Raw genomic sequence first — 21,663 nt, forward strand, 5'->3', positions numbered from 1 at the left:
AACCGGTGGCGCGGTCCCCGCCCGAGCCCGATCCTGGAAACGCCATGACAGCACGGATCGCCGGTAACGACTACCGGAGCCTCACGCCGCCCGCCCTGGGCTCCTTGACCCCCTCGCTCCGGGTCAGCGTCGTCGTTCCCGCGTACGGCGACCAGGAGAAACTCGATCTCACGCTCGCCGGGCTGGCCGCGCAGACCTACCCGGCGGCGCTGACCGAGGTCATCGTGGTCGACAACGGCAGCAACCCGCCGCTGCGCCTGCCGGCCCTGCGTCCCTCGGACACCCGCCTGCTCCTCTGCCCGGTCCCCGGCCGCGCCCACGCCCGCAACGCCGGGCTGGCGGCCGCCACCGGCGACGTGGTCCACTGGCTCGACTCCGACGTGGTCCTGGACCGCAGGTCGGTCGAGGCGCACATGCGCTGGCACCACGCGGCCCCGTACCTCGTGGTGACCGGCTACCTGCGTTTCACCCCGGCCGCGCTGCCCGCCCCCGAGGTGGTCGCCGCCGCCGACGACCTGGCCAAGCTCTTCGAGCCCGCCGAGCCGCACGCCTGGCTGGTCGACCTCGTCGAGCGCACCGACGGCCTCACCGCCAACCCGCACCGCGCGTTCAGCCTGCACGTCGGCGGCGCGACCTCGGTCAACGCCGCGCTGTTCGCCGCCGCGGGGCCGATGGACACCGACCTGATCCTCGGCCAGGACACCGAGATGGGCTACCGGCTCGCCCAGGCGGGCGCGGTCTTCGTGCCCGAGCCGCTGTCGCGCGCCTTCCACCTGGGCCCGACGATGCGCATGCGCGACAAGGCCCCGATCGACCGGGTCAGCCACGCCTTCGTGGCCGACCGGATCCCCTCCTACCGCTGGCTCCGCTCCCATCCGACCAGGCAGTGGAAGGTGCCGTACGTGGAGGTGGTCGTCGAGCCCGGAGGGGGGCGGGAGGGCCGCGAGGGCCGCGAGGGTTACGTCTACGACGAGGTCCGCGCCACCGTCGACGCCGTGCTCGCGGGCACCCTGCCCGACGTCGCGGTCACCCTCACGGGTCCGTGGGAGCGCGTCGGCGCCGAGGGGCGTGCCCCCCTGAAGGACCCCGACCTGGACCTGGTGCTGATCCGCGGCCACTACGCCCACGAGCCCAGGGTCCGCTTCGCCGACGAGGTCCCCGCCGTTCCCGCCGTTCCCGCCGTCCGGGCCCTTCCCGCCGCGTCCGTTCCCGTCGCGCCCGGCCCCGCCTGGGCGGTCCCGTACCGCCTGCGGCTGCCCGCCGGGTGGGTGCCCGGCGAGGACACCCTCGCCCGCCTGCTCGACCTGGCCAGGGACGAGGGGTACGGCCTGGTCTCGGTGCTGCTGGCCGAGGGGGACGACGGCGCGACCGGGGGGAGCGGGGGGAGCGCCGGGGCGGTGGTCAGGGCGCGGCTGGAACGTGCCGCCGCGTTCGCGCGCGCCGCGATCGTGCTGGAGGAGGGGGAGGACCTCGACTCCGCCGTGGACGACACCTTCGGCGTGATCTGGGTGGACGGCGAGACCTACGGGTTCGCGTCCGAGGCCGGTGTCCTCACCGGCCGTCGCGGCGCCTACCGGGCCAGGGCGGAGGCGGCGGCCGAGGTGGCCCGCCTCACCAGGGAGGCGGAGCGGCTCCGCGAGCAGGTGGCCAAGTGGCGCGACGAGGCCGGTCGCTGGCGCAGGAGCACGGTCGAGCTGCGGCGCGAGGTCGGCACCCTGCGCAAGGAGCTGGCAGCCGCCAGGAAGGTCGTCCAGTACGGGCTGCTCACCTCCGTGAAACGGGTCATCACCCGCCGCCGCTGACGACGCCGACGCCCCCCAGGAAATAGGGGCCGGCGCCCCGGTAGGGCACGGCGGCGCCGGGCGCCGGGCGCCATTCGGGCAGGTTGACGACCCCGGGCTCGACCAGGTCGAAACCGTCGAACAGGCGGGCGATCTCCCTGCCGGTACGGATGACCAGGGGGGCGGAGGCCTGGTCATAGATCTTGACCACCCCCTCGGCGGCCTCCGGACGGGCGTCGAGCGCGACGTGGGACAGGGCGAGGTGGCTGCCGGGCGCCATGGCCCGGCGCAGGGTGGCGACGATGCCCGGGGGATCGTGCGCGTCCGGGACGAAATGCATGATCGCCAGCAGGAGGACCCCGACGGGCCGGTCGAAGTCGATCGCCTCGCGCACGTCCGGGTGCTCCAGGATCTCCCCGGGCCGGCGGACGTCCCCCTCGACGATGGTCACGTTCTCGTTCTTGCCGAGGATCGCCCTGCCGTGGACGAGCACGGTCGGGTCGTTGTCGACGTAGACGATCCGGGCGCCGGCCGCGATCTGGTGCACGTTGTCCCGGGTGGGCAGCCCGGCGCCGAGGTCGAGGAACTGGTCGATCCCCGCCGAGACGAGAAGACCGATTGTCCGCCTCAGGAACGCGCGATTGGCGCGGGCGCCGTGCCGGATCTCCGGGGCGATCTCCAACGCCCTCTCCGCGGCCTGCCGGTCCGCCGGAAAGTTGTCCTTGCCCCCGAGGTAGTAGTCGTACATGCGGGCGACGTTGGGAATGTGCGTCTGGACACCCTTGGGTATCTGGTCGGCCATGTGCCGCTCCCAGGTAATGACATTTCCAGAATTGCGTAGATCATAGCCACTTGTAATATCAAAAAGGCCATTATCAACACGGGCGAGTTCGCGTCACAGCCGTCCCTCGCCCGGTTCCGGGGGTGTTCCTCGCGCGGCCCCGCTCAGTTCCTGAGAGCGGTACGAAGCCTCCCCAGGAACGAACCGCGTCCCTCCTGGCGCTGCTCCTGCCCGGAGACCCGCTCCACCGAGGGCCGCGCGGCCTCCCGTCCGCCTGCCGCCGTCCCGGACGAGGCCGGAACCCGGGCGGGGGACGGCGCGGGAGCCGGGGGAGCCGTGGGGGCCGGGGGAGCGGGCTCGGCCGGCCAGAACTCCGGCCGCTCGGCGCGCCGCACGCCGTGGGTGGCCCGGATCGAGGCGGCGACGTCGTCCGCGCCGAGCAGCCTCGCCCGGCCCAGCGCCTCGGTCCGCTCCAGGGTCGCCTCGCCGTCACCGCCGAGCCCGACGACGATCATGCCCGAGCGGTCCTCCTGCATCGCGCGGATCATCCGCTCCAGCGTGTCGCGCCCCAGCGGGACCGAGATCGGGCCCGTGTAGCGGAACGGGATCGGGGCGGGGGTGGCGGAGACCTCGTCGGCGAAGCGCACCCGCTCGTCGTGGGCGAAGTGCTCGCGCAGCAGCCGCAGGTCGAACAGAGGGTCGTCCAGCACCGGACGGCGGTCGCCGGACAGTTTCGACCACGGGGCGACCAGGGTGACGACCACGTCGCCGAGCGACCCGTCGAGCGCGGCGCCCACCGCCTCGCGCACCCGCTCCTCGGGCCCGTCGGCGTGGAGCACCACCTCCACGTACGGGACCAGCCAGTGCCGTCCCCGGTCCTTGCGCAGGTCGCGGCGGAGCGGCACCCGGTGGGCCAGGTAGGGGGCGACGACGCGCACCGCCCGCCGAGGGTCGCGGCGCTGGGCGGGAAGTCCCAGATGGACGGCCTGGGCGGCCATGTCGGGGACGAAGACGACACCGTGCGCGGCCAGCCGGTAGGCGAACTCGGTGTCCTCGCCGCGCAGCACCCCGGGATCCACCCCGCCCACGGCCCGGAAGATCTCACGCCGCATCGACACCGTCGGCCCCGTGCACACGTGGTACGGGTTGCGGCTGGCCCGCAGGCCGTCGGTGCGGGAGATCGTCTGCTCGGTGGAGCTGGGCAGGGCGCCCGACAGGTCGAAGAGGGAGCCCAGCGAGCCCGCGCGCACGCCCTCGTGCACCCGCGCGGCCGTCAGCGCCGGCTCCTCGACGAACTTCTTCGAGCCGATCGTGACCAGGTATCCGGCCAGGTGGTGCCATCGGGCCAGGGCCTCGATGTGCTCGCGGCAGACGACCATGTCGGCGTCGAGGCGCTGGATGATCTGTCCTTCGGCGAGGGCGGCGCCGGTGTTCACCGCGTGGGCGATGCCCCAGCCGGAGGAGCCGGCGGTCACGATCCTGGTGCCGTCCGGGACGATCTCCGGCAGCCGCAGCGGCGGCTCGCTGCCGTCGTCGACCACGATCACCTCCATGAGGTGACCCGGGTAGGTCTGCGCGGCCAGCGCGGCGAGGGTCAGATCGAGCCGGTGCTGCCCGCCGTGGGCCGGAATGACCACGCTCACCGGGAGCTCCGGGTCCCACTCGCCGAGGGCGGGCGGGTCCAGGGGCGAGTAGTCGTTGTGCCGGATCGGTGGCAGGTCCGCCGCCGTGCCGCCCGTCATGATGTGACACCCCTTGTCGTGGTCCCCGCTGTCAAGCTCTGTCAAGCCCCGCAGACCATACCGGTCGATCCTTAGGGTTCCCTGGAGACAGGACGCCCGGCTTGTCCATTTGGTGGACAACGCATCCCAGGGCCGAGCGTGTTGCCCGTAGACTCGGTTCCCAATACCGCAGGTAGCACGCGCACGGACCGGCCGCGCGCGGTGAGGAGCAATCATGACCAGGGCGTGGCGTGGCCTCATCGAGGAGTACCGTGACCGACTTCCGGTGACCACGGCGACGCCCGTCGTCACGCTCCTGGAGGGCGGCACCCCGCTCGTCCCGGCGCACCGGGTGTCGGCGCTGACCGGCTGCGAGGTCTACCTGAAGGTCGAGGGCCTGAACCCGACCGGAAGCTTCAAGGACCGTGGCATGACCATGGCCATCAGCAAGGCCGTCGAGGACGGGGCGAAGGCCGTCATCTGCGCCTCGACCGGCAACACCAGCGCCTCCGCCGCCGCCTACGCGGTCCGCGCGGGCCTGACCTGCGCCGTGCTGGTGCCCCGCGGCAAGATCGCGATGGGCAAGCTGGCCCAGGCGCTGGTCCACGGGGCCAGGCTGCTCCAGGTCGAGGGCTCCTTCGACGACTGCCTGGAGATGACCAGGAAGCTGTCGGAGAACTACCCGATCGCGCTGGTCAACTCGGTGAACCCGTTCCGGCTCCAGGGCCAGAAGACCGCCGCCTTCGAGATCGTCGACGCGCTCGGCGACGCCCCCGACATCCACTGCATCCCGGTCGGCAACGCGGGCAACATCTCGGCGTACTGGATGGGCTACACCGAGTACGCCGGGGACGGCGTCGCGACGAGGACGCCCCGCATGTTCGGCTTCCAGGCCAGCGGCGCCGCGCCGATCGTCAACGGCGCGCCGGTGACCCACCCGCACACGATCGCCACCGCGATCCGCATCGGCAACCCGGCCTCCTGGCAGCTCGCCGAGGCCGCCCGCGACGAGTCCGGCGGTGTCATCCAGGCCGTCACCGACCGCCAGATCGCCGCCGCGTACAAGCTGCTCGCCCAGGAGGAGGGCGTGTTCGTCGAGCTCGCCTCCGCCGCCAGCGTGGCGGGCCTCCTGCAGGCCCACGCGCAGGGGCTGGTCGAGCCCGGGCAGCGCGTCGTGTGCACGGTGACCGGGAACGGCCTCAAGGACCCCGACTGGGCGATCTCGGGCGCGCCCACCCCGGTGACGATCCCGATCGACGCGCACGCCGCGGCCACCGCCCTCGAACTCGCCTAGTGGGGCCCGATGACTCTTCCAGGACCCCGATGACCGGCGGCACGGCGAGGGTGACCGTCCGGGTCCCCGCGACCTCGGCCAACCTCGGTCCCGGATTCGACACCCTGGGGCTCGCCCTCGGCCTGCACGACGAGATCGAGGCCGAGATCTCCGACTCTCCCGGCATCGACATCGCGGTCGAGGGCGAGGGGGCCGGCGAGCTCGACCCGGGCGAGGGGCACCTCGTCGTCAGCACGATGCGCGCGACCTTCGACAGGATGGGCCTCGCGCAGCCGCGCGGCATCAGGCTGCGCTGCCTCAACCGGATCCCGCACGCCCGCGGCCTCGGTTCCTCCTCCGCGGCGATCTGCGCCGGGATCCTCGCCGCCCGGGCGCTGGCCGCGACCCCGTACGCCGGGAATCCCCGTCCTGGCGGGGATCACCCGCCCGAGCTGACCGACGACGACGCCCTCGCGCTGGCCACCGGGATCGAGGGCCACCCCGACAACGTGGCGCCGTGCCTGGCGGGCGGGCTCACCGTCGCGTGGACGGACCCCGGGGGCGTGCCGCACCTGGTGCGGCTGCTCCCGCACGAGGCCGTCAGGCCCGTGGTCCTCGTCCCCGCGCACCGGTTGTCGACCGAGACCGCCCGCGGGCTGCTGCCCAAGGACGTCCCGCACGCCGACGCCGCCGCGAACGCCGGCCGGGCCGCGCTGCTGATCGCGGCGCTGACCGCGAGGCCCGAGCCCGAGCTGCTGCTGGCCGCCACGGAGGACCGCCTCCACCAGGACTACCGCGCGCCCGCGATGCCGCACACCGCCGAGCTGGTACGGCGGCTGCGGAGGGCGGGGGTGGCCGCGGTCGTCTCGGGAGCGGGGCCCACGGTTCTTGCGTTGTCAACGATGAATACGCAGGATTTGATCGCACCGGAAGTGGGTAATGACTGGCACATCCAGCCACTGGATGTCGAAACCAGGGGCGCCCGCGTCGTTTCTCCCGAGACACGCTGACGACTCTTCGACCTTCAGGGAATAGCTGTGTGCGCTGGTGATGTTAGGCTGATAGCCGCACCAGGTGCCCCGCGTTGGGTGCGTGCTTGTCAGCCACACATCGCTGCATCATGTCTCACCTGGTGAGACATGAGCGCCGCAGTGGCCTCCCCGAATCCGTCGCCTCCGAATGTTCCAGATTTCGGTTGGGGCAACGAGAAGCGGCGTTTTAGGGGACATGCGCGTTCGATCTACCTCGACATCTGGTTGCCGGTAGCAATCCGGGGGGGTGTCCTCCAAGTCCCACCGTCGGCGATTCTCGATGGTGACGGCCTGGATCCGCCCTTCTCCGACAGTGGCGGCGGCTCTCCATGGGCCGCCGAGGATCGCGACGTGCAACCCGACCCGGTCTGTCCCACCGGGTCGATCGCACCACCGGGACGATTGGCTGATCATGGCCACGCCCGACCCCTGGGAAGGACCCATTAGTGAGCGACACCACCGAACTCCTCTCCGACGTCACCGGCACGGTGCCGGCGTCCGGCGACACCCCCACCCGCCCCGCGGCCAAGCCGCGCCGTCGCTCCGGCACAGGCCTTTCCGCCATGGTGCTGCCTGAGCTGCAGGCCATGGCCTCCGGCCTCGGCATCAGCGGGACCGGGCGGATGCGCAAGAGCCAGCTGATCGCGGCCATCCAGGAGAAGCAGGGCGTCTCCAACGAGAGCGCCCAGGCTCCCGCCGCCGTCAAGGAGACTCCTGCCGTGGCCGCCCCGGCCGTCGTGGCCGAGCCGGTCGCCGAGCGTCCGGCGCGCACCCGCAGGGAACGTTCCCGCCCCGTCGTGGCCGCCGAGCCCGTCGTGGAGCAGGCGCCCCCCGCCCCCGAGCCCGTGGCCGCCGCCGTCGTCGCGCCCGAGCCCGTCGCGGAGCAGCAGACCATCGACACCGCCCCGGCCGAGGGGCGTGGCGAGCGCGGCGAGAGCCGTCGCGAGCGTGGCGAGCGCCGGGGCCGCAACAGCGAGCGCGGCGAGCGTCGTGAGCGCGGCGACAACCGCCCCGACAACCGCTCTGACAACCGGACCGACAGCCGCGCCGACAGCCGGTCCGACAGCCGCGCCGACCAGCGCGCCGCCGACGCCGGCCAGAACCGCGGCGAGCGGCTCAACGACCGAGGCGAGCGCGGCGAGCGTGGCGAGCGGTCCAACGACCGCGGCGAGCGCGGCGACCGTCTCAACGACCGCGGTGACCGCACCAACGACCGCGGTGACCGCGGCGACAGGGGCGAGCGCGGCGACCGTGGCGACCGGGGCCCGCAGAACCGGGGCCCGCAGGACCGCAACGACCAGCACGGCGTGGGCGACGACGACGACCGCCGTGGCCGTCGCGGCCGGTTCCGCGAGCGCAACCGCCGTGGCCGCGAGCGCTTCGACAGCAACGAGCCCGTGGTGGGCGACGACGACGTCCTGATCCCGATCGCCGGGATCCTCGACATCCTCGACAACTACGCGTTCGTCAGGACCAGCGGCTACCTTCCGGGCTCCAACGACGTCTACGTCTCGCTGGCCCAGATCCGCCGCAACGGCCTGCGCAAGGGTGACGTCGTCACCGGCGCCGTCCGCCAGCCCCGCGACGGTGAGCGCCGAGAGAAGTTCAACGCGCTCGTCCGCCTCGACACGGTCAACGGCATGGACCCCGAGCAGGCGCGGCAGCGGCCCGACTTCAACAAGCTCGTCCCGCTGTACCCCCAGGAGCGCCTGCGCCTGGAGACCGAGCCGAACATCCTGACCACCAGGATCATCGACATGGTGGCGCCGATCGGCAAGGGCCAGCGCGGCCTCATCGTCTCCCCGCCCAAGGCGGGCAAGACGATGGTGCTCCAGTCGATCGCCAACGCGATCACCCGCAACAACCCCGAGTGCCACCTGATGGTCGTCCTGGTGGACGAGCGTCCGGAAGAGGTCACCGACATGCAGCGGTCGGTGAAGGGCGAGGTCATCCACTCGACCTTCGACCGTCCGGCCGAGGACCACACCACGGTCGCCGAGCTCGCCATCGAGCGCGCCAAGCGCCTGGTGGAGCTCGGCCACGACGTGGTCGTGCTGCTCGACTCGATCACCCGTCTGGGCCGTGCCTACAACCTGGCGGCCCCGGCCTCCGGCCGCATCCTGTCCGGTGGTGTCGACTCCACCGCGCTCTACCCGCCGAAGCGTTTCTTCGGCGCCGCCCGCAACATCGAGAACGGCGGCTCGCTGACGATCCTCGCCACCGCGCTGGTCGAGACCGGCTCCAAGATGGACGAGGTCATCTTCGAGGAGTTCAAGGGCACGGGCAACCTGGAGCTCAAGCTCAACCGGCAGCTCGCCGACAAGCGGATCTTCCCCGCGGTGGACGTCGACGCGTCCGGCACCCGTAAGGAGGAGATCCTCATGGGCAAGGACGAGCTCCAGATCACCTGGAAGCTCCGCCGCGTGCTGCACGCCCTGGACATGCAGCAGGCCCTGGAGCTTCTCCTGGAGAAGATGAGGGAGACCAAGTCCAACGCGGAGTTCCTGCTCCAGGTGCAGAAGACGACGGTCAGCTCCGACCGCGACTGACCCTCCGCCGCACGTCGAACGCCCCGGCCCCCGCGGCCGGGGCGTTCGTGTTTCCCAAGTCCCTTGTGTGACCCCGTACTTCGGGATATCCCTACTTCAGGACGCCTTTCGCCCGCGCGGCTCACGGGGTCCGCGCCCGCGGTGGCCGCGGCGCGCGGACGGCACGCGAGGAGGGCTGTACGCGAGGGGCGGACGGCGCGCGAGACGGCCGTGACAAGGCGTGACAAGGCGTGACACGGCGAACGACGGGCCACCGGGGACGAGGGGGAGGCGCATGACGGCTGAGACGCTCGAAAGCACGCCCGTGGTCAGGCCGCCGCTCAGGCGGCGCGTGCCGCTCGGCCCGAACGGCCCCCTGGGCATGCTCGTCGACCCGATGACCTGGCGGGCCGTCCCCTACCTGCTGGTGAGCATGTTCCACGGCCTGGCCTGCTTCGCCTTCCTCGCCTCGGTGATCCCGGCCTCCCTGGTGATGGTGCTCGTGTGGGTCGGGCTGCCGCTGTTCGCCCTGACCATGCTGGCCTGGCGGGGCGCCGCGGTGCTGGAGCGCCGGTTCCTGCGGCTGGCCTTCGGCGTCGACATCCCCAGCCCCTACCGGCCCTCCGAGGGCGACAACCTGTTCCTGCGCTGGAAGGACATGTTCGTCGATCCCGCCACCTGGAAGGACCTCCTCTACCTCCTGCTGCTGCTGCCGATCGGGGTCGCGGAGTTCACCGTCACGGTGGTCCTGTGGATCCTCGGGCTGGCCCTGGCGGTCGTGCCGCTGCCCCTGCTGCTGGCCGGGCAGCCGATCACGCCCATCGACGGGCTGCCGGTCGACAGCGTGCCGAGGGCGCTGCTGTGCACGCTGATCGGGTTCGGCTTCCTCCTCGCCGCCCTCTACGCGACCCGGGGAATGGCCTGGCTGCACGGCCTGCTCGGCGTCGCCCTGCTGGGGGCGAGCGAGAAGAACCGGCTCGCGGCCCGCGCCGCCCACCTGCGGGCCAGCCGGGCCAGAGGGGTGGACGCCGCCGAGGCCGAACGGCGCCGGATCGAGCGGGACCTGCACGACGGCGCCCAGCAGCGGCTGCTGTCCGTGGCCATGGACCTGGGCCGGGCCCAGGCCAAGCTCGACTCCGACCCCGACGAGGCCAGGGAGCTCCTGGCCCAGGCGCACCGGGGCACCAAGGCCGCCATCGCCGAGCTGCGCGACCTCGCCAGGGGCATCTACCCGGCGATCCTCACCGACAGGGGGCTGAGCGCGGCCCTGTCGTCGCTCGCCGCCCGCGCGCCCGTACGGGTGGACCTGTCGGTGGAGGTCTCCCACCGGCCCCCGCCCGCCGTGGAGAGCATCGCGTACTTCATCGTGGCCGAGTGCCTGAGCAACCTGGCCAAGCACTCCGAGGCGACCGAGGCGTTCATCCGGGTGAGCCGCCAGGAGCAGCGGGTGATCGTCGAGGTCTACGACAACGGGGTCGGCGCCGCCGTGCCGCGGCCGGGCAGCGGTCTCGCCGGGCTCGCCGACCGGGCGGCGACCATCGACGGCACCCTCAGCGTCGACAGCCCGCTGGGCGGCCCCACGATGATCCGGGCGGAGCTGCCCTGCGAATGGTGAGAACGTGGGCCCCATGAGGGTGGTGATCGCCGAGGACTCGGTGCTGTTGCGCGAGGGGCTGGCCAGGCTGCTGGCCGACGGGGGCATCGAGACCGTCGGGGTGGCGGGCGACGGCCCCGGGCTGGTGGCGATGGTCGACGAGCACGATCCGGACCTCGCCGTCGTCGACGTGCGGATGCCGCCGACCCACACCGACGAGGGGCTGCGCGCCGCCCTGGAGGCCAGGGCCCGGCGGCCGGGGCTGCCGATCCTCGTCCTGTCGCAGTACGTCGAGGAGCAGTACGCCACCGAGCTCATCGGCGGCGGCGCCGCGGCGGTCGGCTACCTGCTCAAGGAGCGGATAGCGGACGTGGCCGAGTTCCTCGACGCCGTACGCCGGGTGGCCGCCGGGGGGACGGTCATCGACCCCGAGGTGATCGGGCAGCTCCTGGGCCGCCAGCGTAGGGGCGACCCCCTGGAGTCCCTGACCGCGAGGGAGAGCGAGGTCCTGGCCCTGATGGCGGAGGGGCGCTCCAACACCGCGGTCGCCGGGCGGATGCTCGTCACCGAGGGCGCCGTGGAGAAGCACATCTCCAGCATCTTCGGCAAGCTCGGGCTGGAGCCCGCCGCCGACGATCACCGCAGGGTCCTCGCCGTGCTCGCGTACCTGGGAAGGTGACGGCCTGGGGCCCCTGGTTTTCTCGTGAAGACGGTTCCCTCGCGGATATCGCGTCCGGCAGGGGCCCTGAGCACGCCGTGGCCGTTTCTGGGGCGTCCGGTCACCGGGACGGGGAATGTCTCGTGGCCTGGGATGGTTGGAGGATCTGGCACACTGGTAGCCGAACCGTAGCGGTTCCGGTTCCCGCCCGCGCGCACCTCGGTGTGCTCAGCGCGCAAGCCCCACAGGCGAGAGACAGTGGCGACCCGGCGACCGCGTTTTGGAGAGGAAAAAGCGACATGAAGGCCGATATTCACCCGGAGTACAACGACACCCAGGTGACCTGCACCTGCGGTAACTCCTTCACCACCCGCAGCACCGCCAAGAACGGCGTGATCCACGCCGACGTGTGCTCCGCCTGCCACCCCTTCTACACGGGCAAGCAGAAGATCCTGGACACCGGCGGCCGGGTGGCGCGCTTCGAGAAGCGCTTCGGCAAGAAGCCCGCGGGCCAGTAGCTCTCATCCCGGCGCCGGCTCGGAGAACCCCCTCGCGGGGGCCCGGGTCGGCGTTCGTGGTGATGAGGCAGGCTGACCAGGGCTTTCAAGGCCGGGGCTTTCAAGGAAGGACGCACGGTGAACCTCGACGAGCTGCTCAGTGAGTACGCCGAGCTGGAACTCAAGCTCGCCGACCCCTCCGTGCACGCCGACCAGAAGCAGGCGCGCACCTTCGGCAGGCGCTACGCCGAGCTGACGCCGATCATCGTCGCCTACCGCGAGCTCGAGGGCGTCCAGTCCGACCTCGGCACGGCCCGGGAGCTGGCCTCGGAGGACGAGGGGTTCGCCGAGGAGGCCAAGGAGCTGGAGGCCCGGATTCCCGAGCTGGAGGAGAAGCTCAGGCACCTGCTCGTCCCGCGCGATCCCAACGATGACAAGGACATCATCATGGAGATCAAGGCGGGCGAGGGCGGCGAGGAGTCCGCCCTGTTCGCCGGAGACCTCCTGCGGATGTACCTGCGGTACGCCGAGCGGATCGGCTGGAAGACCGAGCTGATCGACGCCACCCACTCCGACCTCGGCGGTTACAAGGACGTCACGATCGCCCTGAAGGCCAGGGGCGACGAGGGGGTCTGGTCGAGGCTCAAGTTCGAGGGCGGCGTGCACCGCGTCCAGCGGGTCCCGGTCACCGAGTCCCAGGGGCGCATCCACACCAGTGCCGCCGGGGTGCTCGTCTACCCGGAGGCCGAGGATGTCGATGTCCAGATCGACCCGAACGACCTCCGCATCGACGTCTACCGCTCCAGCGGCCCCGGCGGTCAGAGCGTCAACACCACCGACTCGGCCGTGCGGATCACGCACGTCCCGACGGGTGTCGTCGCCTCCTGCCAGAACGAGAAGAGCCAGCTCCAGAACAAGGAGTCGGCCATGCGCATCCTGCGGGCCCGCCTGCAGGCGATCGCCGAGGAGGAGGCCAACGCCGCCGCCATGGCCGAGCGCAAGTCCCAGATCCGCACGGTCGACCGCTCCGAGCGCATCCGCACCTACAACTTCCCCGAGAACCGCATCTCCGATCACCGTGTCGGTTTCAAGGCCTACAACCTCGACCAGGTGCTCGACGGAGATCTCTCGGCCGTCATCCAGTCCCTGCTCGACGCCGAGATGGCGGAGAAGCTCGCCGCCCATTCATAGAACGCGCCCATGACCTTTCTGCTGGACGAGATCGCCCTCGCCACCGCCCGGCTCGCCGAGGCAGGTGTGCCGTCGCCGCGCACCGACGCCGAGGAGATCGCCGCGTGTGTGCACGGCGTGCGCCGCAGCGAGCTGCACACGGTGAAGGACGCCGACTTCGACGCCCTGTTCTGGGAGGGTGTCGCCCGCAGGGAGTCCCGCGAGCCGCTCCAGCACATCACCGGGCGGGCCTACTTCCGCTACCTGTCCCTGGAGGTCGGGCCCGGCGTCTTCGTGCCGCGCCCGGAGACCGAGGTCGTGGCGGGCTGGGCGATCGACCGGCTGCGGGAGATGGACGTCGCCTCGCCGGTGGTCGTGGATCTCGGCACCGGCTCGGCCGCCATCGCGCTGTCGATCGCCCAGGAGGTCGCGCTGGCCACCGTGCACGCGGTCGAGGTCGACCCCGGCGCCTACACCTGGGCCAAGCGCAACATCATCGAGCACGGCCAGGGCCGCGTCCACCTGCACCCGGAGGATCTGGCCGACGCCCTCTCCGAGCTGGACGGCCAGGTCGACCTGGTGATCTCCAACCCGCCCTACATCCCGCCGGGCGCGATCCCCCGCGACCCCGAGGTCCGCGACTACGACCCGCACCGCGCGCTGTACGGATCGGGCAGCGACGGCCTCGACGAGGTCAGGGCGGTCGAGCGGACCTCGAGGCGGCTGCTGCGCCCCGGCGGGTTCGTCGCCGTGGAACACGCAGATCAGCAGGGCACCCCGGTCTATCTGATCTTCTCCGAGGAGAACGGCTGGCGCGACGTGCGCAGCCGCCAGGACCTGACTCGCCGGGACCGCTTCGTCACCGCTCGATTCGGCCAGGAATAGGATGCACGCCGTGAGCCGACGTTATGACTGTATGGATGCCGAGCAGCGAGCCACGGGCCTGATCGAGGCCGCGTCCGCCCTGCAGCGGGGGGAGCTCGTGGTGCTCCCGACCGACACCGTCTACGGTGTCGGCGCCGACGCCTTCACGCCCGCCGCGGTCACCGCCCTGCTGGGGGCCAAGGGGCGCGGCCGTGACATGCCGGTGCCGGTGCTGGTCGGGACCGTCCGGGCCGCCAACGCGCTGGTGGAGAACCTCGGCCCGTACGGCCAGGATCTCGTCGACGCCTTCTGGCCGGGCCCGCTCACGCTGATCTGCCGCGCGAACCGGTCGCTGTCGTGGGACCTGGGCGACGCCAAGGGCACCGTCGCCGTCCGGATGCCGCTGCACGCGGTCGCCCTCGACCTGCTCAAGGAGACCGGCCCGCTCGCCGTCTCCAGCGCCAACCGCTCCGGCGCCCCGGCCGCCACCACCGCCGCCGACGCGGAGAAGCAGCTCGGCGACTCGGTGTCGGTCTATCTCGACGCGGGGCCGTGCGAGAGCGACATCCCCTCGACGATCCTCGACCTGACCACCGCGGTGCCCAGGCTGCTGCGACGCGGGGCGATCAGCGTGGAGAAGCTGCGCGGTGTGATCGGTTACGTCGCGACGGACACGGACCCGAAGGCCGACGACTGACCAGTACATCCACGGCATATGCCGTGATCCATGCCATCTGATTATCACCGTGACGCCGGGCTGTCTCCCCGGTACCTTGAAGTGGGCCGACACTTCCTGGGAGACGTCCATGGGCAAGTTCGAAGGAATGGACCCCAAGCTGGTCCGCGACCTGTTGTCCGAGGTGCAGCGGGCCGCCGAGCGGATGCGGAACGTCGAGGGCAAGGTCAGCCAGCTGATGAGCGGGGCCGGCCTGTCCTCGCAGTCGACCCACAGACCCGTCCAGATCGCCGACGCGTGCGACGTGATGGTCCGCGACGTCTCCGCCCGGGTGACGCTGCTGGAGAAGAAGGTCAGCCAGAACACGACGGCGCCCACCGCCGAGCCGAAGGCCGGGGACCCGAAGCCCGAGGCGGGTTCCCCGGGCGAGGGCGCGAAGCCGCAGACCGACTCCCAGAACGGCGCGAAGCCCGAAGCCGGTTCCCAGAACGGCGCCAAGCCCGAGAGCCCGAAGGCGGAGGATCTCAAACCGGCCGTCGGGGGAGACGACAAACCCCGCGTCGGCGACCAGTCGGACGAGAGCACGCGGCGCGACGATCCCAAGGACCCCAAGCCCGACACCAAGCCCGAGACTCCGAAGGCCGACACTCCGAAGGCTGAGGAGGGCAAGCCCGAGGCGGGTTCGAAGGGTGACGAGACCTCCCCGCGCGACGATCGCGACGATCGGAAGGAGACGCCGAAACCCGAGGCGTCCGGAGGCGACGAGCGCAAGCCGGAGACGGGTTCGAAGGCCGACGAGACCTCCCCACGGGAAGGGGAGACGTCCAAGGAGACCGGCAAGGACAGCGGCAAGGAGGCCGGTAAGGAGACCGGCAAGCCGACCGACAGCGCGCCGCGCGAGGTTCCCAGGGCCGATCCCGCCCCGGAGCCTCCGAGGGCCGAGGAGCCGCGTCCCGAGCCTCCCAGGCCCGACCCCGCGCCGGAGCCTCCCAGGGCCGAGGAGCCGCGACCGGAGCCTCCCAGGCCCGACCCCGCGCCGGAGCCTCCCAGGGCGGAGGAGCCGCGTCCCGAGCCTCCCGCCCCGGATCCCGTGCCGGAGGCCCCGAGGGCCGAGGACACGCGGCCCGAGGCGCCCGCGCCGGATCGCGCTCCGCAGGTGCCGAACGCCGAGGGCGCGCCCGTGCCGGGGACGCCGAACGCCGAGGGCGCGCCCGCTCCCGAGGCGCCCAGGCAGGATTCCGCGCCCGCGCCGGACGCCCCGAGGACCGACGCGCCGAGGGCCGACGACGCGCGGCCGGAGGCCCCGAGGGTCGAGGACCTGAAGCCCGCGGTTCCCGGGCCGGGGGAGAACCCGCAGGGCGGGGGGCAGCCGGTCGACACCGCGCCGCGCGAGGCGCCCGACGTCCCGCGTACGCCGGAGACGCCCGCCCCGGACTCCGGCCTCGTGCCCGAGAGGCCGCAGGGGGAGCCCACGCCAGGGGCCGAGGACAGGCGGCCGGAGATCGTCAACGCGGACGACACGACGCGCGGGCAGGACCAGGCCGGCAACGTGCCCGTGAACGACTCCGACGCCAAGGGCGACACCGGTTCCAAGGGTGACGACACGACGCCGCGCGGAGACTCCACGGGGAACGCGCCCGACGCCAAGGGCGACACCGGTTCCAAGGGTGACGAGACGACGCCGCGCGGGGATTCCACGGGGAACGCGCCCGATGCCAAGGGCGACGCCGGTTCCAAGGGCGACGAGCGCTCGCCCAGGGACGGGGGAGGCACCTCCGGAGACACCGTCCACGACACCCCCAGAAAAGACCACCCCGACGACATCGACCAGAGCGGCGACTCCAGGGCGAAGGTCGTGGAGGTCGACGGGGTGAAGGTGCTCCAGATCCCGCTCGACGCGCCCACGGCGGCCGAGGTCGACGAGCTGCTGAAGAACATCGAGGACATCCCGCCGCTGGAGATGCCCACGATCGACGGCGCCTCCGCCACCGTGGGGCAGCCCGGCTGGGTCGAGCCGCACGCCCCGCTCGACTCGGCCAGGCCCGCGTACCCCCTCCTCGACACCGCGGGCCCGGCCACGGACCAGACCGTCCAGCCGCCGGGCACCGGTGGCGACACCACCTCGCCGCAGTCCACCGGTACGACCTCCGGTGAGCCCGCCGCGCCCCAGCCCGCCCCCGCGACGCAGGGTGACGCCGCGCCCCGGCCCGCCGGTACGGCCTCAGGTGAGCCCGCGATCCAGACGGCGGGCACGACCTCGGGCGAGGCGGCCACGCGGCCCGCCGGGGAGCCGGTGCCGTCCATCGGCGACGCGGTCTCCGGCGAGGCGCGGGGTGCCGAGGGGGCGTCCGGGCAGGCGGCGGGGGCGGCTCCCGGCGGGGTGGCCGCGCAGGCGGGCGAGGGCGGCGGGGGCGGCGAGGGCGGCGAGGGCGCAGTCGCCCGGTGGGCGAACGACGGCAGCGACGTCGTCACCGCCGAGGCGAGACCGCTCGACCTCGACGCGCTCAGGACGCTCGCCGACAACGTCCGCGAGATCGAACCGCTGGAGATGCCGGGTGTGAGCGTGCCCGACGGGGAGACCTGGGGCGAGGGCGCCTGGGTGCCCATGGACATCGGGCCCGACGGCCCGGCGGGTGACGTGGACCCCGGAGACCCGCTGCGGCCGATCCCGCCCCCGGGCGGCGGCCGGTGATCGCCGGAACGCGGGCGCGAGGCCGCGAGCACGGTGAACACCGCGAGTGCCAGGCGGTGGGTGTCGGGCGGCCGGACACGCGAGGCGGTGAACAGCGGTGGGGCGGGTAAGTGAGCAGGAGGCAGGGAGCGTGTCAGCGAGGGTGAGGAGCCTGTGATGTTCGTGGATCCACCCGCACCGCAGCCGCTGCAGCCGGGGGAGACCCCGCCGGCGTCGGCCAACAACGGGCTGCCGTCCCCGGACGCCGTCACGTCGTGGGAGTTCAACCCCGACTACCAGCGGCTGGTCATGATGTGGAGGCAGGTCCTCCCCGAGCTCGACACGCTGACCGCCAGCCTCGACAAGGCCTACCAGCTCGCCAGGAGCAGGGACGTCTGGGACGCCCCCGTCTCCGGCCGCTACGTCGAGGACATGACGGAGTGGCGCACCCGCCTGAGCCTGTACCGCCAGGCGATCCTGACGTCGATCAGCGACCAGGCGGCCGACACGCCGAGATGGGTGCCGGTCAGGGCCGGGGCCCCGCACGCCTTCTCCTGAGGCGGCCTCCCGGCGAGGGTGCCTCCCCGTGGCACGCTCGCCGGGGTGGAGCGGTACCGCCGGGTGGTGGGCAGCCCGGTGAGGGGGCATCCCCCGCGACACGCTCGCCGGGGGTGGCACGTCCCTGACGTGGGATAACCGGGGAGAGCGGGCTTACAGTGGGGGTGAGTCGTCGTCTTCGGGGTGTGAGACATGGGCGCAGAACCGTACTACGGGCCAGATTTCGGTCTCCTGCAGCGCGAGGACCCGGAGATCGCGAGCGTGTTGCTCGACGAGCTCGACCGGCTCCGCGGGGGCGTCCAGCTGATCGCGAGCGAGAACTTCACCTCCCCCGCCGTGCTCGCCGCGCTGGGCTCGACGCTCACCAACAAGTACGCCGAGGGCTACCCCGGCAGGCGTTACTACGCGGGGTGCGAGGTCGTCGACCGGGCCGAGCGGCTCGCGATCGACCGGGCCAAGCGGCTGTTCGGCGCCGATCACGTCAACGTGCAGCCCCACTCCGGCGCCTCGGCGAACCTGGCGGCCTACGCGGCCCTGCTCCAGCCGGGCGACACCATGCTGGCGATGGAGCTCTCGCACGGCGGCCACCTCACGCACGGCTCCAAGGTCAACTTCTCGGGACGCTGGTTCGACGTCGTGGCGTACGGCGTGCGCAGGGACACCGAGCTGATCGACTACGACGAGGTCAGGGAGCTGGCGCTGCGGCACCAGCCCAAGATGATCATCTGTGGCGCCACCGCCTACCCCCGGGAGATCGACTTCGCCGCCTTCCGGGGGATCGCGGACGAGGTGGGCGCCTGGCTGCTCGCCGACGTCGCGCACACCGTCGGCCTGATGGCCGGGCGGGTGCTGCCCTCCGCGGTGCCGTACGCGGACGTGGTGACCTTCACCACGCACAAGGCGCTGCGCGGCCCGAGGGGCGGCGGGATCATGTGCACGAAGGAGCTGGGGCCCAGGATCGACCGGGCGGTCTTCCCGTTCGTGCAGGGCGGCCCGCTCATGCACGCGGTGGCGGCCAAGGCGGTGGCGTTCGGCGAGGCGCTGCGGCCGGAGTTCGCCGAGTACGCCCGGCGGGTGGTGGACAACGCCCGGGTGCTGGCCGACGCGCTGGCCGCCGAGGGCATGCGGCCCGTCTCGGGGGGCACCGACAGCCACCTGGCGCTGATCGACCTGCGCGACGTCGGGATCTCCGGCGCGGAGGCCGAGCAGCGGTGCCACGCGGCCGGGATCACGCTGAACCGCAACGCGATCCCCTACGACCCGGAGCCGCCCACGGTGACGTCCGGGATCAGGGTCGGCACTCCCTGCGTCACGACCCAGGGCATGGGGCCGGAGGAGATGAAGGAGGTGGCCTCGATGGTGGCGCAGGTCATCCGCAACCCTGACGCGACGCGCGAGATACGGGAGCGCGCCGCGGTGCTGACGCGGACCCACCGGATATATCCCAGCTAACTATGAGCTGTTCTGTGTCGTTTTCCGGTCACAGGTGGCCGGACTATCCGCGAAACTGGTTCCGTGCGCGAATATCTACTCATGGCGCTCGTCGCGGCCGCGGTGACGTATCTGCTGGTTCCGCTGATTCGCGTTTTCGCCGTCCGCATCGGCGCCATGCCCGAGGTCCGCGATCGTGACGTGCACACCACGCCGACGCCCAGGCTCGGTGGCCTGGCGATGTACGGCGGCCTCGTCGCGGGCCTGCTGATCGCCGCCGAGCTGCCCTACGCCGGGGGCAAGCTGGCGGACGAGGGCCAGGGCAAGACCGTGATCGCGCTGATCGCCGCGGGCGGCCTGATCACGCTGACCGGCTTCCTGGACGACTGGCTGGGGATGGACGCCCTCGTCAAGCTCGCCGGGCAGATCGGCGCCGCGGGGGTGCTCGTCACCTTCGGCGTCAGCCTGCCGTGGCTCCCGCTGCCCACCGCGCTGGGCGGGCAGACCATCCTCGACTCGACGCTGAGCCCGCTGATAACGATCCTGATCGTGGTCGTCATGATCAACGCCGTCAACTTCGTCGACGGGCTCGACGGGCTGGCCGCCGGGATCGTGGGCATCGCCGCCATGGCCACGTGGACGTACTCGGTGGCCTTGTCGAAGGACTACGGCAACACCAGCATCAACGCGACGGCGGTCATCGCCTCGGTGCTGATCGGGATCTGCCTGGGCTTCCTGCCGCACAACTTCCACCCGGCGAAGATCTTCATGGGGGACACGGGGGCGATGCTGATCGGCCTGGTCCTCGCCTCCACGATGATCCTGGTCACACCGCTCGACTCCAGCAGCATCAACCGTTTCCCCGTCATCCTCCCGCTCCTCGTGCCGGTCGCGATCCTGGTGCTCCCGCTGCTCGACCTGATCATGGCGGTGATCCGGCGCACGTCCAACGGCCTGTCGCCGTTCTCGCCCGACCGGGGGCATCTGCACCACCGCCTGCTGGACATCGGCCACTCGCACCGCCGCAGCGTCATGATCATGTACGCGTGGACCTTCCTGTTCGCCTTCGCGGTCGTGGCGCTGTCCATCGAGGGCGTCCCGCTGATCCTGTTCCCGCTGACCGTGCTGCTCGCCGTCGGCGTGCTGGTGATGATGGCGCTGCCCCGCTGGCGCGCCCGCCGTGACCTCGGCAGGGCCGAGGGACGTGGCGACGGGCGCGGCGACGGGGGCGGTGACGGGCGCGGTGACGGGCGCGGCCCGCTGGATCCCGCCGGCCCCATGGGCCCCGCGGGTCCCGCGGAGGGTCCCGGGCGGCACGCGTGGCCCGGCGAGCAGCAGCCCGGCCGGGTCAGGCCCCACCCGTACCCCGCGGAGGCGCCGGGGCAGCGTCCGGCCGTCGCCGGCGACGACACGACCACGCGGCCGGTGGCGCGGCCCGACCTGTCACTCAGCGCTCCCCGTCAGGGTTTCTCAAACCCTGAGACGCCGCTCTGAGCGGCTTTCCCCGCCTCCTTGATCGTTCACTTGAAACGGCAGGTAAAGGCGCTCTTCGTTGAGCTTGTGATAGCTTTCACTAGCAGATGGTGAACCTGCCCAGACCTGCAAGGTAGCAATCGCTCGCTTGATAACAGTCACTTGGAGTGCCGATGCTGGCCAACGACGTGCGCCTTCTGAAGGGGGCTGCGATACCCACGGTGCTGGTGGGGCTGGTCGTGATCCTCGTCGCGGCGTTGCTGGCCGGAGGCAAGGGCGCGCTCGGTGCCGCGATCGGGACCGTGATCGTCACGATCTTCTTCACCCTCGGCATCGTGGCCGTCTCGTACGCGAGCCGGGTGTCACCCATGATGATGATGACCGCCGCGGTGCTGAGCTACGCGGTGAAGATTCTTGTGATCATGGCTCTGCTCAAGACCTTCGAGGACGCCACCGCGTTCGAGCCCAAGGCCTTCGGCTGGGCGGCCATCGCGTGCACGATCGCCTGGACGGTCGGCGAGATGCGCGGCTTCATGAAGCTCAAAATGCTCTACGTCGACCCCGATGCCCGGGTTCCAGGTCAGGGCGATCCGCGATGAGGCGTATCATCTCGCTGGCGGCTTGGGCCCTGCCCGATATGACTAGTCCTCACCGCGACTGCTATCGTCATGCCCGCGATGAGCGAAAAGAAAATCCGGCCCGAAGACGACGGCCGCGACTTCGCCAGCGCCGCCTGGTCGATCCCCAGCTATCTCCTCTCAGGGATGATCCTGTACGGCGGTGCGGGCTGGTTGCTGTCCAAGTGGACTGGCGTGGTCGCCTTCACCCCGATCGGATTGATTCTCGGGGTCGCTCTATCCGTCTACCTGGTCTACCGGAAGTACGGTCGCTAGCCTTCGGCGGCGGTCGCTTCGCTGACGAAGCAATTTCGATCAACTACCACGCTGAAGGGAACG

18 protein-coding genes are annotated in these 21,663 nt (G+C 71.9%); 16 read left to right on the forward strand and 2 right to left on the reverse strand.

What is annotated here, in order from left to right:
- Positions 1-44: 44 nt before the first annotated feature.
- Complete coding sequence (locus ACFYWM_RS34220) at positions 45-1,802, forward strand: glycosyltransferase family 2 protein (RefSeq protein ID WP_389922486.1); 1,758 nt, start codon at positions 45-47, stop codon at positions 1,800-1,802.
- On the opposite strand, the gene ACFYWM_RS34225 is transcribed toward ACFYWM_RS34220, so the two are convergent.
- Entirely contained in the window at positions 1,786-2,583 is a 798-nt protein-coding gene (locus tag ACFYWM_RS34225; RefSeq protein ID WP_389922488.1) for an SAM-dependent methyltransferase, read from the reverse strand. The two genes, ACFYWM_RS34220 and ACFYWM_RS34225, sit on opposite strands and share 17 nt — an antisense overlap.
- 143 nt (positions 2,584-2,726) lie before the next feature.
- Positions 2,727-4,349 carry a glycosyltransferase gene (locus ACFYWM_RS34230; protein WP_389922491.1) on the reverse strand — a complete coding sequence of 541 codons (1,623 nt, stop codon included), beginning with the start codon at positions 4,347-4,349 and terminating at the stop codon, positions 2,727-2,729.
- A 169-nt stretch (positions 4,350-4,518) separates the two neighbouring features.
- Here ACFYWM_RS34230 and thrC point away from each other — a divergent pair, with 169 nt between their 5' ends.
- The 15 genes from thrC (at position 4,519) to ACFYWM_RS34305 (ending at position 21,600) form a co-directional block, all read left to right on the forward strand.
- Entirely contained in the window at positions 4,519-5,577 is a 1,059-nt protein-coding gene (thrC, locus tag ACFYWM_RS34235) for a threonine synthase (protein ID WP_389922494.1), read from the forward strand.
- A 29-nt stretch (positions 5,578-5,606) separates the two neighbouring features.
- Positions 5,607-6,566: a homoserine kinase gene (gene thrB / locus ACFYWM_RS34240; protein ID WP_389922497.1), complete on the forward strand. Its 960-nt coding sequence runs from the start codon at positions 5,607-5,609 to the stop codon at positions 6,564-6,566.
- 467 nt (positions 6,567-7,033) lie between these two features.
- Positions 7,034-9,136, forward strand: a complete 2,103-nt coding sequence (gene rho / locus ACFYWM_RS34245) for a transcription termination factor Rho (RefSeq protein WP_389922500.1) — start codon at positions 7,034-7,036, stop codon at positions 9,134-9,136.
- 274 nt (positions 9,137-9,410) lie between these two features.
- Positions 9,411-10,730 (forward strand): sensor histidine kinase, encoded by a 1,320-nt coding sequence (locus ACFYWM_RS34250; RefSeq protein WP_389922503.1) that lies wholly within the window; start codon positions 9,411-9,413, stop codon positions 10,728-10,730.
- A gap of 13 nt (positions 10,731-10,743) precedes the next feature.
- A complete protein-coding gene (locus ACFYWM_RS34255) occupies positions 10,744-11,388 on the forward strand; it encodes a response regulator (RefSeq protein ID WP_389922508.1) in 645 nt (214 codons plus the stop codon).
- 278 nt (positions 11,389-11,666) lie between these two features.
- Positions 11,667-11,885, forward strand: coding sequence for a 50S ribosomal protein L31 (gene rpmE / locus ACFYWM_RS34260; RefSeq protein WP_389922512.1), 219 nt, complete (start codon positions 11,667-11,669; stop codon positions 11,883-11,885).
- A 117-nt stretch (positions 11,886-12,002) separates the two neighbouring features.
- Positions 12,003-13,055: a peptide chain release factor 1 gene (prfA, locus tag ACFYWM_RS34265; protein ID WP_362844779.1), complete on the forward strand. Its 1,053-nt coding sequence runs from the start codon at positions 12,003-12,005 to the stop codon at positions 13,053-13,055.
- Positions 13,056-13,064: 9 nt separating this feature from the next.
- Complete coding sequence (prmC, locus tag ACFYWM_RS34270) at positions 13,065-13,919, forward strand: peptide chain release factor N(5)-glutamine methyltransferase (protein ID WP_389922515.1); 855 nt, start codon at positions 13,065-13,067, stop codon at positions 13,917-13,919.
- Positions 13,920-13,929: 10 nt separating this feature from the next.
- The gene (locus ACFYWM_RS34275) at positions 13,930-14,595 is read left to right on the forward strand and encodes an L-threonylcarbamoyladenylate synthase (protein WP_389922518.1); all 666 of its coding nucleotides are present in this window, start codon (positions 13,930-13,932) and stop codon (positions 14,593-14,595) included.
- Positions 14,596-14,704: 109 nt separating this feature from the next.
- Positions 14,705-17,266: a hypothetical protein gene (locus tag ACFYWM_RS34280; protein WP_389922521.1), complete on the forward strand. Its 2,562-nt coding sequence runs from the start codon at positions 14,705-14,707 to the stop codon at positions 17,264-17,266.
- Positions 17,267-17,422: 156 nt separating this feature from the next.
- Complete coding sequence (locus ACFYWM_RS34285) at positions 17,423-17,803, forward strand: hypothetical protein (protein ID WP_389922523.1); 381 nt, start codon at positions 17,423-17,425, stop codon at positions 17,801-17,803.
- A 192-nt stretch (positions 17,804-17,995) separates the two neighbouring features.
- Complete coding sequence (glyA, locus tag ACFYWM_RS34290) at positions 17,996-19,255, forward strand: serine hydroxymethyltransferase (protein WP_389922526.1); 1,260 nt, start codon at positions 17,996-17,998, stop codon at positions 19,253-19,255.
- A 63-nt stretch (positions 19,256-19,318) separates the two neighbouring features.
- Entirely contained in the window at positions 19,319-20,728 is a 1,410-nt protein-coding gene (locus ACFYWM_RS34295; RefSeq protein WP_389922529.1) for a glycosyltransferase family 4 protein, read from the forward strand.
- A gap of 152 nt (positions 20,729-20,880) precedes the next feature.
- Positions 20,881-21,306 carry a hypothetical protein gene (locus tag ACFYWM_RS34300; protein ID WP_389922532.1) on the forward strand — a complete coding sequence of 142 codons (426 nt, stop codon included), beginning with the start codon at positions 20,881-20,883 and terminating at the stop codon, positions 21,304-21,306.
- 78 nt (positions 21,307-21,384) lie between these two features.
- Positions 21,385-21,600, forward strand: coding sequence for an AtpZ/AtpI family protein (locus ACFYWM_RS34305; protein WP_350973492.1), 216 nt, complete (start codon positions 21,385-21,387; stop codon positions 21,598-21,600).
- Positions 21,601-21,663 lie beyond the last annotated feature (63 nt).

Origin of the sequence: Streptosporangium sp. NPDC002721 (assembly GCF_042888905.1) — a bacterium.
GTDB lineage: Bacteria > Actinomycetota > Actinomycetes > Streptosporangiales > Streptosporangiaceae > Streptosporangium.

Bases quoted from the DNA above. Each gene is read 5' to 3' on its own strand.
- ACFYWM_RS34220 (WP_389922486.1), top strand. From the start codon at position 45: ATGACAGCACGGATCGCCGGTAACGACTACCGGAGCCTCACGCCGCCC.
- ACFYWM_RS34225 (WP_389922488.1), bottom strand. From the start codon at position 2,583: ATGGCCGACCAGATACCCAAGGGTGTCCAGACGCACATTCCCAACGTC.
- thrC (WP_389922494.1), top strand. From the start codon at position 4,519: ATGACCAGGGCGTGGCGTGGCCTCATCGAGGAGTACCGTGACCGACTT.
- thrB (WP_389922497.1), top strand. From the start codon at position 5,607: ATGACCGGCGGCACGGCGAGGGTGACCGTCCGGGTCCCCGCGACCTCG.
- ACFYWM_RS34250 (WP_389922503.1), top strand. From the start codon at position 9,411: ATGACGGCTGAGACGCTCGAAAGCACGCCCGTGGTCAGGCCGCCGCTC.
- ACFYWM_RS34255 (WP_389922508.1), top strand. From the start codon at position 10,744: ATGAGGGTGGTGATCGCCGAGGACTCGGTGCTGTTGCGCGAGGGGCTG.
- rpmE (WP_389922512.1), top strand. From the start codon at position 11,667: ATGAAGGCCGATATTCACCCGGAGTACAACGACACCCAGGTGACCTGC.
- prmC (WP_389922515.1), top strand. From the start codon at position 13,065: ATGACCTTTCTGCTGGACGAGATCGCCCTCGCCACCGCCCGGCTCGCC.
- ACFYWM_RS34280 (WP_389922521.1), top strand. From the start codon at position 14,705: ATGGGCAAGTTCGAAGGAATGGACCCCAAGCTGGTCCGCGACCTGTTG.
- ACFYWM_RS34285 (WP_389922523.1), top strand. From the start codon at position 17,423: ATGTTCGTGGATCCACCCGCACCGCAGCCGCTGCAGCCGGGGGAGACC.
- glyA (WP_389922526.1), top strand. From the start codon at position 17,996: ATGGGCGCAGAACCGTACTACGGGCCAGATTTCGGTCTCCTGCAGCGC.
- ACFYWM_RS34300 (WP_389922532.1), top strand. From the start codon at position 20,881: ATGCTGGCCAACGACGTGCGCCTTCTGAAGGGGGCTGCGATACCCACG.
- ACFYWM_RS34305 (WP_350973492.1), top strand. From the start codon at position 21,385: ATGAGCGAAAAGAAAATCCGGCCCGAAGACGACGGCCGCGACTTCGCC.